Annotated in this window: 7 protein-coding genes; 3 read left to right on the forward strand and 4 right to left on the reverse strand. The window is 68.0% G+C overall.

Features of this window, described 5'->3' with window-relative positions:
- Nucleotides 1-216: 216 nt before the first annotated feature.
- Nucleotides 217-2,151, forward strand: coding sequence for a nitrite reductase (locus tag COW1_RS10010; RefSeq protein WP_201344080.1), 1,935 nt, complete (start codon nt 217-219; stop codon nt 2,149-2,151).
- 310 nt (nt 2,152-2,461) lie between these two features.
- On the opposite strand, the gene COW1_RS10015 is transcribed toward COW1_RS10010, so the two are convergent.
- Nucleotides 2,462-3,760 (reverse strand): DEAD/DEAH box helicase, encoded by a 1,299-nt coding sequence (locus tag COW1_RS10015; protein WP_201344081.1) that lies wholly within the window; start codon nt 3,758-3,760, stop codon nt 2,462-2,464.
- A gap of 545 nt (nt 3,761-4,305) precedes the next feature.
- Here COW1_RS10015 and COW1_RS10020 point away from each other — a divergent pair.
- Nucleotides 4,306-4,812, forward strand: a complete 507-nt coding sequence (locus COW1_RS10020; protein ID WP_172844240.1) for a c-type cytochrome — start codon at nt 4,306-4,308, stop codon at nt 4,810-4,812.
- 20 nt (nt 4,813-4,832) lie between these two features.
- Here the strand turns inward: COW1_RS10020 and COW1_RS10025 are convergent, their stop codons facing one another.
- The 3 genes from COW1_RS10025 to COW1_RS10035 are packed head-to-tail and all read right to left on the reverse strand — an operon-like array spanning nt 4,833 to nt 9,137.
- Nucleotides 4,833-6,014, reverse strand: a complete 1,182-nt coding sequence (locus tag COW1_RS10025) for an efflux RND transporter periplasmic adaptor subunit (protein WP_201344082.1) — start codon at nt 6,012-6,014, stop codon at nt 4,833-4,835.
- 25 nt (nt 6,015-6,039) lie between these two features.
- Nucleotides 6,040-8,409 carry an ABC transporter permease gene (locus tag COW1_RS10030; RefSeq protein WP_201344083.1) on the reverse strand — a complete coding sequence of 790 codons (2,370 nt, stop codon included), beginning with the start codon at nt 8,407-8,409 and terminating at the stop codon, nt 6,040-6,042.
- On the reverse strand, nt 8,406-9,137 hold the full coding sequence (locus tag COW1_RS10035) for an ABC transporter ATP-binding protein (RefSeq protein WP_201346087.1): 732 nt from the start codon (nt 9,135-9,137) through the stop codon (nt 8,406-8,408). The genes COW1_RS10030 and COW1_RS10035 overlap by 4 nt, the downstream gene beginning before the upstream one ends.
- A gap of 149 nt (nt 9,138-9,286) precedes the next feature.
- Between COW1_RS10035 and COW1_RS10040 the strand changes: the two genes are divergently transcribed.
- The gene (locus tag COW1_RS10040; protein WP_201344084.1) at nt 9,287-11,899 is read left to right on the forward strand and encodes an EAL domain-containing protein; all 2,613 of its coding nucleotides are present in this window, start codon (nt 9,287-9,289) and stop codon (nt 11,897-11,899) included.
- Nucleotides 11,900-11,938 lie beyond the last annotated feature (39 nt).

The following is an 11,938-nucleotide window of genomic DNA, read 5'->3' on the forward strand; positions in this document are numbered from 1 at the left end:
TCGTCAATTGGCCCGCCCCCGTTTTGACCTTGGTCAAAGTGAGCTTTATTCCACCCCCTCCTAATGGCCAACAGGGAAGACGTCGATGCACTCGCAGCCATCGCTTTCGTACAGGCGCACGGACCCGGGCAGCGCACATGCATCACTGCAGGACAGCAACAGGCCCTGACGCCTTCCTCCCGCGCCTTGTTGTACACACCCCAGGAGGTTGGAAGGATGATGAAGCACAGACAACTAACACCCCGCACAGCAAGCATCCCCTTACTGCTCGGCCTGTCATTGTCGCTGGGCATCGCCGAAGCCGGCCGCGGCCCCGGCCCCGGACCCGGCGGCGCCGGCGACGACAGGGGCGACCCGACGGCGGGCGAAGCCCTGTTCCGTCACACCTGCAGCGGCTGCCACACCTTCGGACACGGCGATCATTTCGGCCCCGATCTTGCCGAGCGCAAACTGAACGACGGCTGGACCAGCCGGTTTCTCACCGACCCCGAATGGGCCACGACCTATACCGGCTATGGCCGCCGACTGTTGCAGGAGTGGGGTTACGTGATGCCGGACTTCGAACTGACGCAATCGCAGATAGACGACCTGCTGGCCTTCTTCACCGCCCAGGACGTACTCGGCCCGCTGGAACATACCGCGCCGGCGGAACTGAGCGAGGGCGAGTTCAGCCACGCCATGAATACCTATTTCGATCGCTGCGCCGGCTGTCACGGACTCTACCGCACGGGCGCCACCGGCCCGGATATCGGCGTGGCGCGCTCCGAGTGGATCGGCACGGACGGGCTCGGCGCGCTGATGCGTTACGGCAGCGCGGGCGGCATGCCCGATTTCGGTGACAGCGGCCTGCTCACCGAAGAGGACATCACCCTGCTCGCCGCCTACCTGCAGCAGCCCCCGCCCGAGCCGCCGGCCCTGCCGATGGAAGACATTCAGGCCAGCTGGAATCTCAGCGTACCGGTCGCCGACCGGCCCACCGAACCGGAGCATGAACGCAACTGGGAAAACTTCTTCGGCGTGGTACTGCGGGATGCGGGACAGATTGCGATCTTCGACGGCGACAGCCACGAGGAGGTGGCGCGTCTGGACGTCGGCTTCGCCGTGCACATCCTGCGTTCCTCGTCCTCCGGACGTTACTACTACGCGATCGGCCGCGACGGCCTGGTTTCGCTGATCGACCTGTGGAGCAGCGAGCCGGCCGTGGTCGCCACGGTGAAGGGTTGCCACGACGCCCGCAGCGTGGACGGCAGCAAGTTCACCGGCTACGAGGACCAGTACCTGATCGAGGGCTGCTACTGGCCACCGCAGTACGTCACCTTCGATGGCCTGACCCTGGAGCCGCTGGCGCGGGTGGACCTGCCGATGACCAGCATCGACGGCGACACCCTGCCGGAGAACCGCGTGGCCTCCATCGTCGCCTCGCCCTTCGAACCCACCTGGGTGATCTCGCTGAAGGAAAGCGGCTACGTCGGCATCGTGGATTACTCGCAGCCGGACTTCCCGCTGGTAACCTCGATCGCCACCGAGCGCTTCCTGCATGACGGCGGCTGGGATCACAGCGGACGCTATTTCATGGTCGCCGCCAATGCCAGTGACAAAATGGTGGTCGTGGACGTCAGCGAGCGCTCACTGGCGGCCAGCTTCACCACCGGCGATACGCCGCATCCGGGCCGCGGCGCCAACTGGGAGGATCCGGTATACGGCTGGGTCAATGCCACACCGCACATCGGCGAGAACACCCTGGCGATCTACGGCGCCGATCCCCAGGCACACCCGGAATACGCCTGGCAGGTGGTGCGCGAGATCGAACTGCCCTCGGCCGGTTCGCTGTTCGTCAAGACCCACCCGAACACGCCCTGGGTGCTGATCGACATGACCCTGAGCTCGGACGGCAGTTCGCATCGCCAGGTCTGCGCCTACTCCAAGGCCGACGCCGTGATCGACCGCTGCTTCGATGTCGCCACCCGGGGCCGGGCGGTGCACTTCGAGTTCAATCAGGACGGTTCCGAGGTATGGGTCTCTGACTGGGCACAGGATGGCGCCACCGTCATCCTGGACAGCCAGACCCTGACCGAGATCGACCGCATTGAGGGCCTGACCACGCCGACCGGGAAGTTCAACGTCCACAACACGGCGCACGAGGTCTACTGATCCCGACCGGCCGGGACCTTGTCCCGCGCCATAAAAAAGGTTCATGGCGCATTTCCGGGGAAAGGCAAGCGAACCAGCCCAGCCGGCAGACCGGTAACCCAGAGCCGTCATCCCGGCGAAGGCCGGGATCCAGATACCTCGGCGGCCTCTGGATTGCGGCCTGCGCCGCAATGACGGATGCTGGCTTGGTTTGCCTGTGGGGGCTGCTGCGACTCTTGAGCAACCCTGCAAATCTGCGAAGAACCTAAAAAAAACGGCCGGTAACGCTCAGGCGTTACCGGCCGCTTATACGTCAGACCGCAGGTTCAGATCAACGCGGACTGGCAGTGCTGGCACGGCCCTTGTGCCGGATGCTCGGCCGCCCGCCATTCCCGCTGCGCCCGGCACCGGGTTTGCCGGCCCGATGATCGCGGCCGCCGCCCTTGAACTTGCGCTTGCCCGCCGGGCGGCGATCATCGCCACGCGGCGCCGGTTTCTGCGGTTCCAGGCCGGGCACCACGATGCGCGGCAGCCGCTCGCCCAGCAGACGCTCGATGCCGGCCAGGTTGCGCCGGTCGTCGGGACCGATCAGCGAAATGGCCGTGCCGGTGGCCCCGCCGCGGCCGGTGCGGCCGATGCGGTGGATATAGTCCTCGGCCACCATGGGCAGGTCGAAGTTGATCACGTGGCTGATACCCCGGATGTCCAGGCCGCGGGCGGCCACGTCGGTGGCCACCAGTACCCGCACCTTGCCGCGGCGCATCTGATCCACGGTGCGCTTGCGCTTGCCCTGGTTCATGTCGCCGTGCAGGGCCGCGCTCTGATGACCCTGGTCCTGGAGTTTGGTCGCCAGCTTGTCCGCACCGCGCTTGGTGGCGGTGAAGATCACCGCCTGCGACAGCGACTGGTCACTGAGCAGGTGAGTGAGCAGCTTGTGCTTGTGGCCGATGTCATCGGCCTGGTGCGCCTGCTGCTCGATCGAGGCGTGACGCTCGGTGTTGGCCGCCAGGGCGATGCGCGCCGGGTCCTTGAGCAGCCTCCGGGCAATCTCCAGGATGCGGCCTTCCAGGGTGGCGGAGAACAGCAGGGTCTGGCGGCTGGCCGGGGTGGCCGCGGCGATCTGGTTGACCGCATCCACAAAGCCCATGTCCAGCATGCGGTCGGCCTCGTCCAGGATCAGCACCTCCAGGCGGGAGAAATCCACCCGGCCGCGCTCCATGTGGTCCATCAGCCGGCCCGGCGTGGCGACCAGCAGATCCAGCGGTTTGCCCAGCAGGCGCATCTGCGGCGGATAGGGCACGCCGCCGACCACGCTGCCGGAGACGATGCGGCTGAAACGGCCAAGCTCACGGATGTTGGCCTCCACCTGGCCGGCCAGTTCGCGGGTCGGGGTCAGCACCAACACGCGCGGGCCGTGGCCGCGGCTCCGGGCCGGCGTGGCCAGGCGCTGCAGCACCGGCAGCACGAAGGCGGCCGTCTTGCCGGTGCCGGTCTGGGCCGAGGCCATCAGGTCGCGGCCGGCCAGGGCCACGGGGATGGCCTGGCGCTGGATCTCGGAAGGTTCGGTGAAGCCGCAGGCCTCGATGGCACGCAGCAGTTCGGAATTCAGGTTCAGGGAGTCAAACGACACAATACGACACCTCATCCGCCCGTCACTGGCAGATTGACGATTTTCATAACAGAACCGCGCGGATGCGCAGGATTACATGACGGATAATCGACTGGTTCCGGTCGCGCCGCGGCCCTCGGGGCCCGGACGCGGAGGATTCGTTGCAAACCCGGAAACCAGTGACAAGCACGGAGGAAGGTTGGAAACGAACTCGACCTTGCGGTTTTCCTGCAAGGTGCGCGCACTATAACAGGTGACGGACGGAATAGCGAATCCGGTCTGCAGAGCCGGTAGGATGGGTGAAGCGCAGCGCAACCCATCGTTGCGGTGGTACAAGATGGGTTACGGCGCATCGGCCTCCACCCATCCTGCCTGTATTCCACCCGCACCCCGTCGCGGGTCCGGTCGTCGGGATGGCTGATCACCTGCCCGCCCGGCTCGAGCCCGGACAGGCTCTGCCCGCTCAGGCCTGCCCGCCGGCCGCCCCCGGCTGGTCTATACTTCGCTTCGGCCCGCCCGCCAACCTGCGGCGCCCGGCCCGATCCTTCCTGTAGCGAGGTATACCAATGAAAACCCTGAAGCGTGCCTGCACGGCTGCAGGCCTGTTCACCCTGGCCGCCGGCCTGGCCCTTCCGCTTGCCGGCCGGGCCCAGGAACGCGATCCCGACGATCTCATCCAGCGCGGGCGCTATCTGGCCCAGGTTGCCAGCTGCAACGACTGCCACACGCCCGGCTACTTCATGTCGGGCGGGCAGGTGCCGGAAACGCTGTGGCTGACCGGCGACAACTTCGGCTGGCGCGGCCCCTGGGGCACCACCTACGGCTCCAATCTGCGCCTGTACCTGCAGAACCTGAGCGAGGAGGAATGGATCCGGGATGCCCGGACCCTGCGCCGGCGCCCGCCCATGCCCTGGTTCAATCTCAACATCATGGAAGAGGATGACCTGCGGGCGCTGTATCACTACATCCGCTCTCTGGGCGAGCCGGGCGAGCCGGCACCGGCCTACGTTCCCCCGGACCAGGAACCGGCCACGGCCTACGCGCGCTTCCCGTCACCCCCGCCGGGTGAGTGACAAGGGCGCAGCGCAGCGCCTCAATACTCCACCCGCACCCCGTCACTGATCTGATCGTCGGGATGGCTGACCACCTGATCGCCGGGTTCCAGCCCGGAGAGGATCTGCGCGGTCAGGCCGGCCCGGCGCCCGACCTCGACCGGGGTGAGTTGCGCCCGGCCGCCGACGATGCGGAACACGCCCCAGCCGCCGTCATGGCGGAACAGGGCGCTGGCCGGGATCTGCAGCACATCCTCGCCCTCCCAGACATGGAAGCGCGCCTCCACCCGGTAGGCATCGCCCAGCCGCCGCCACTGCCCGGGGGGGGAGCTGAAATCGATGATCACCAGTACCCGCTGCTCCTCCACGCCCAGGGCCGAGATCTTGGTGAAGCCGGCCGGCTCCACCACCCGGACCACACCTTCCAGATCGGCGTCCCCGCCCCAGCGCTCCAGCCTGACCCGGGTGCCGGGGGCGACCTGGACGGCCTGGGTCGAGAGCAGTTCCACCACCACCTCCAGCTGCTCCGGGTCGCCGAGTTCGAGCAGCGGCGCGCCGGCCTGGACCGGGCCGGCGCTCTCGCGCAGCAGCTTCAGCACCCGGCCGTCGGCCGGGGCCTGCAGGCTGAACAGTTCGCCGTCCGCCGTCGTCCCATGCGAGGCGAGCACGGCGCGCGCGGTTTCCAGTTCGAAGCGGGCCACTTCGACGGCATGCTCGGCGGCCTCGCGCAGGGCCCGGCTGCGGGTCGCCTCGGCCTCGGCCCGGTCCAGGGCGTCGTCGGACAGGTCGCCGGCCCGGTGCAGGGACTCTGCCCGGGCCAGGGCCTTGTCGGCCAGGGCGGCCTGGGCCGCGGCGCTGCGCAGTTCCTCGCGCGCGGCGGCCAGGGCGGCCTCGGCGCCGTGCACCTGCGCCTGCGCCTGCGCCCGGCTGCGCGGGTCCAGGGCATCGGAACGGCGCGGCTCGATCTCCGCCAGCGGCTGGCCGGCGCTGACCGTATCGCCGGCCTCCAGCTCGATCCGGCGCAGGTAGCCGCTGACCGGGGCACTGATCAGATAGCGCTCCTTTACCCGGGTACGCCCCTCCTCCTCCACCGTCACCGTCAGGGGCCCGCGGCTGACCCCGGCCGGCTCCACCGCCACCGGCCGCGGCAGGAAACCCCACACCAGGACGGCGACCAGCACCAGGCCGGTCAGCAGGATTCCGATACGTGCACGCCACTTCATGATGCTGTGCATTCTACACGCGGAACTATTCGCGGGTCTTCAGGACGGCGACCAGATCCAGCCGTCCCAGGCGCCGCCAGATGAACAGGGCCGAGATCAGGGTGGAGGCAACAATCAGGGTCGCGCCCAAGGCATAATTGGCCGAGGTCAGAATCAGCGGCAATCGATAGAGGTCATTCTCGAATGCCTGCACCAGGATACCGATCAGCCCGATCCCGACCAGCATCCCGACCGGGATGGCCGCCAGCGCCAGCAGCGCCAGTTCCCCGAGCAGGATGTAGGCGATCTCGCCGCGGGTGAAGCCCAGCACCCGCAGGCTGGCCATTTCGCGCCCGCGCTCGGACAGGGCGATGCGGGCGCTGTTGTAGACCACGCCGAAGCCGATCGAGCCCGCCAGCAGGGTCGCCACCAGGTTGTAGAACAGGACGAACTCGCCGATGGTGGCGTAGAAACTCTGGATGGCGGACACATTGGCCACCATGCTGAGCACGCGCGGACGTTCGTGCAGGGCGGCATAGACCGCCGCCTCCCGCCCCGGTTCGATGGCCAGGTAGGCGCCGGAAACCACATTGCCCTCGTGCAGCAGTCGGTTGAGGGCCTCGCGCTGCATGTAGGCCGACACGCCCAGGAACTGACGGGTGATGCCCAGCACCGGGACCTGCAGCACCTGACGCCGGCCCTCCAGCACCTCGAGGGTCAACAGTTCGCCCGGCTGGATATGCAGAATGTTGCTGGCCAGATGATCGGTCAGCACGACTCCCTCCGGCGGCACCCGCACCGGCACCAGGCTGCGGTCCAGCGAGCGATGCAGCCGCCCCGCAGGCTCGATGCCGTAGACGCTCGCGCGGTATTCGTAATTGCGATGGCGCAGCACCACCGGCACATCGCGGAAGCCTTCGACGTATTCCACCCCGGGCAGGGCCCGCAGTTCGTGCAGGGCACGCCCGGAGGTGGGATCGATGAAGGTCACCGCCAGGTCCTCGCGCGCGGCCTGGCGGAACTGCACGTCCACCATGAAGTCGATGGCATCCTTCTGATAGTTGCCCACCATCATCAGGCCGCCGGCACAGGCAATGCCGAATACGGTCAGCAGCGACTTCAACGGCCGGCGCTCGATGTGGCGCAGGATCATGCGCGTGGGCGCGCCGAACCAGCGCTGCAGCCCCAGGCGTTCCAACAGGGTGGCGCGGTAGACCGCGGGCATCTCCGCCTGCATGCCGGTGGCCGGCGCCAGGCGCGCGGCGCGGGCCACCGAGACCAGGCTGCCGCTGACTGCGGCCAGAGCGCTCACCCCCAATGCGATCAGCACCACCGGCGGCTCCAGCCGGTAATGCAGATAGGGGAAGCGGAAGGTGGTCTCCTGATACACCCCGGCCAGCCCCTGGCCGAACCAGGCCCCCAGCGCCGAACCGGCGGCCACGCCGAGGACGACCACCACCAGCACCAGCTTGACGAAGTGCCAGGCAATGGCCAGGTGCGAGTAGCCGAAGGCCTTGAGGATGGCGACCTGCTCGCGCTGCAGGGCGATCAGCCGGCTGATCACGACATTGAGCATGAAGGCGGCGACACCCAGGAAGATGGCGGGGAAGATGGTCGCCGTGGTCTGCAGCTGCTTGAGCTCCTCGGACAGGAAGCGGTTGGAGAACTGGTCGGCGCGGCCATAGGCGCCGGTGCCGCCGTAGCGCGCGAGTTGCTGATCCAGGCGGTCGATCACGGCCTGTTCGCGCGCGCCGCGCGCCAGGCTCAGGGAGAGGTTGTTGAAGGCCCCGTCCATGTCGTGGGCCGCGGCCAGGGCGGTGCGCCCCATCCACAGCACACCGTAGCGTTTGAAGTCGGGGAACATGGCGCCGGGCGCGATCTGATAGATGTACTCGGGCGAGACCGCCACCCCCACCACCTGCAGGCTGCGGCGCTTGCCGTTGATGATGGCCGCGACCCGGTCGCCGGGGGACAGCCCATGGGCCTCGGCGAAGGTGTCCGACAGCACCACCTCGTCGCTGCTGTAGGGTGCGACCCGGCGGCCGCGCTTCATGTGCAGCCGGTTGAGCCCGGCCTCGCCCACATCCGGCAGCGACAGGATACGGCCGGTGATGGGATCGTCGAAACCGGCCACCTCCAGCCGGGCGCCGGCCACCACCCGCGTCTCCAGCCGCTCCACCCCGGGGATGGCCCGCAGCCGCTCGGCCACCGGCTCGGGGGCACGCTCGAGGTAGGCGAACACCTCGGCAAACCGGTACTCGGCATAGAAGCGTTCACGGGTCTCGACCAGGGAATCATAGGTCGACAATGACATCACCAGGGTGGCCACGCCGCCCATGATCACCGCCACGATGGCCAGCACCTGGCCGCGCAGGTGCCACAGGTCGCGCAACAGCTTGAGATTGAGGGCCTTCACCAGGACAGTTCCCGGGCGGGGGTCTTGGTGGCGTTGGCCCGGATCTCGGCAATGGTGCCGTCGGAGAGCCGGATCACGCGATCGGCCATGGCGGCGATGCCGGCGTTATGGGTGATCAGCACGGTCAGGGTGCCCAGTTCCCGGTTGACCTGTTCCAGTACCTCCAGCACCCGCACCCCGGTGGTCGAGTCCAGCGCCCCGGTCGGCTCGTCGCACAACAGCACCGCCGGGTTCTTGGCCACGGCGCGGGCGATGGCCACCCGCTGCTGCTCGCCGCCGGAAAGCTGGGCCGGAAAATGATCCAGCCGGTTGCCCAGCCCCACCAGTTCCAGCGCCGCCTCCGGGGTCATGGGCGCGGCGGCGATCTCGGTGACTGCGGCGACATTCTCGCGCGCGGTCAGACTGGGAATCAGGTTGTAGAACTGAAACACGAAACCGACATGCTCACGGCGGAAGCGGGTGAGCTCGCTCTCGTCCGCCCCGCTCAGTTCGTGATCCAGATACCAGACCCGACCGCCGGTGGGCACGTCCAGGCCGCCGAGGATATTGAGCAGGGTGGACTTGCCGCTGCCCGACGGGCCCAGCAGTACGATCAGTTCGCCGGCATGCAGTTCCAGGTCAATCCCGCGCAGCGCCTGCACCTCGACCTCGCCCATATGATAGGTCTTGGTCAGGCCCTGAGCGGTGAACACGGGAGCAGTGGGGGACCGGGCATTCATCGTCTGCATCATGCCATGCCTGCCGGCGGCGGGAAATTGCGCCGCGTCAGGACCGGTACTGGTCACTTACGGTTATCGCGGGTATGCTCATGCAGAAGACTGCGCCGCGTCCAAACCCGCACGGCCGAAAACAACCCAGGGACGGGATGGAGATGACCATGCCACCAGACCGGTCTGCATCCGGCCGCTATCTGCTGTTTGCACTGCTGTCACTCGCCCTGCCCGCCGGACTCTACCTGCTGCAGTCCTATCCGCCCGCCTTGCTGGCCGACCCGGGCCGCCAGGTCCGGGTCGGCGTCTACGACAACGCCCCCAAGATCCATCAGCGTGATGACGGCAGCGCGGCGGGGCTGTTCGTCGAACTGATCCGCGAGATTGCCCGCCGCGAGCAGTGGCAGCTGGAGTTCGTCGCCTGCGAGTGGCAGGACTGCCTGCGCCGGCTGGAGCGCGGTGACCTCGACCTGATGCCCGACGTGGCCTTCACCGAGACCCGCGACCGGCGTTTCGCCTTTCACCGGGTCCCGGTCACCCACAGCTGGTCCGTGGTGCTGACCCGGGACGATGCCGCACTGCAGGACCTGCCCGACCTGGACGGTAAACGCATCGCCCTGCTCGCCGGCGCGGTCCAGACCGGCCCGCTGGAAACCATGATGCAGGCCGCCGGACTGAACTACAGCCGCCTGGCCTTCCCGAGCTATGCGCAGGCCTTCGCCGCGGTGCGCGACGGCGCGGCCGATGCCGTGGTCAGCAACAGCTATTATGCCAACGCCTTCGCGCCCCGCTACGACCTGCGCCAGACCCCGGTCGTGTTCAATCCGGCGGCGTTGTTCTACGCCGCCAGCCCGGGCGACCCGCTGCAACTGCTGCCGGCCATCGACGCCCATCTCGAGGCCTGGCGCTATGACGAGGGTTCGGTCTACTACCGGGCGCTGCAGTCGGCCATGGTGCCGGCGCAGGAGCCCGTGGTCCCGCCGCTGCTGCGCCTGCTGCTGCTCGGCGGCCTCGGCCTGCTGCTGGCCTTCCTGGCGCTGAGCGCACTGCTGCGTTGGCAGGTCAAGCGCCGCACCGCCGAATTGCGCCGGACCAACCAGCGGCTGGATCACATGCTGGATTCCAGTCCGGTGGTGCTGTACCAGCTGACGCTGGACCAGGGCCGCGTCAACACCGGCTGGGTCAGTCACAACATCCAGCGCCTGTTCGGCTTCGGCCCCGACGAATTCGTCGGCCGGGACCTGTGGCGGCATCAGCTGCATCCCGAAGACCGGGAGGCGGTACTGGCCAGGCTGCGGGACCTGCCGGAGAAGCAGCATCTGGTGCAGGAATACCGCATCCTCGATGCCCGCGGCCGGGTACGCTTCGTGCGCGACGAAATGCAACTGCAGACCACCGCCGGGCCATCGGAAATCGTCGGTTCCTGGAACGATCTGACCGAGAGCCACGAGCAGGCCGAACGCCTGACCTTCCTCACCCACTACGACCCGCTGACCGGCCTGCCCAATCGTAGTCTGCTGCGCGAGCGCCTGACCCACGCCATTCACCGCGCCCGGCGCGAAGACTGCAGCCTGGCCCTGCTGCACCTGGATATCGATCGCTTCAAGCTGGTCAACGAGAGCTTCGGCCAGCGCCTGGGCGACAGCGTGCTGAACAGCGTGGCCACGCGGCTGGCGGCGATGCATGATGGGACCGGAAGCCTGGCGCGTACCGGCGGCAACGGCTTCGTCCTGTTGCTGGAGGACATCGGCGGCCGCCAGGGCGCGGCGGCCCAGGCCCGACAGATCCTCAAACGCTTCGCCGAGCCGATCGAGGTCGGCGGACAGGAACTGGCACTCACCCTGAGCACCGGCATCGCCCTGTTCCCCGATGACGGCACCGATGCCGACAGCCTGCTGCAGCATGCCGAGGCGGCGCTGTTCGAGGCCAAGCAGTCCGGGCGCAACAGCTACCGTTTCTATACCTCCGCGATGTCCGTCGGCGTGGCCGAACGGGTCGGCCTGGAGAGCGCCCTGCGCGGGGCGGTGGCGCGCGGCGAACTGCTGCTGCACTACCAGCCGCAGATCGACCTGCAGACACGCGCCCTGGTCGGGGTGGAGGCGCTGGTGCGCTGGCGTCACCCCAAGCTGGGCCTGGTGCCGCCGGGACGCTTCATCCCGGTGGCCGAGGAGATGGGCATCATCGGCGAGATCGGGGTCTGGGTACTGGAGGAGGCCTGCCGTCAGCTGACGGTCTGGGACCGCCAGGGCCTGAGCGTGCCACGGGTGGCCGTGAACCTGTCGGTGCAGCAGATCGACAGCGAGAGCCTGCTGCCGCTGGTGCGCCGTATCCTGGACCAGTCCGGCCTGGCGCCCGGACGGCTGGAACTGGAAATCACCGAATCCATCCTGATGCATGAGCCTGAGCAGGCGGCCGCCGCCCTGCACGGCTTCCGCGAACTCGGCATCCAGATCGCCATCGACGACTTCGGCACCGGCTATTCCAGCCTGCACTACCTCAAGCACCTGCCCATCGACCGGCTCAAGATCGATCAGTCATTCGTGCGCGATATCGGTACCGATACCAGCAGCGAGGCCATCAGCCGGGCCGTCATCGGCCTGGCCCGCAGCCTGGAGTTGGAGACGGTGGCCGAGGGCATCGAAGACGAGACTCAACTCGTCTTCCTGTGTCGCGAGGGCTGCTCGATCGGGCAGGGCTACCTGTTCAGCCGGCCGCTGCCGGCCGACGCGCTGATCCGGGACTGGCGGCCGTCGGCGCAGGTCACGCCGGGCGGTTCCTGAGCTGTGCAGCTGCGCAGGTCGGGTTAGCCCGCAGGGCGT

The sequence above is a fragment of the Thiohalobacter sp. COW1 genome, from assembly GCF_016629505.1.
Taxonomy (GTDB): domain Bacteria; phylum Pseudomonadota; class Gammaproteobacteria; order Thiohalobacterales; family Thiohalobacteraceae; genus Thiohalobacter; species Thiohalobacter thiocyanaticus_A.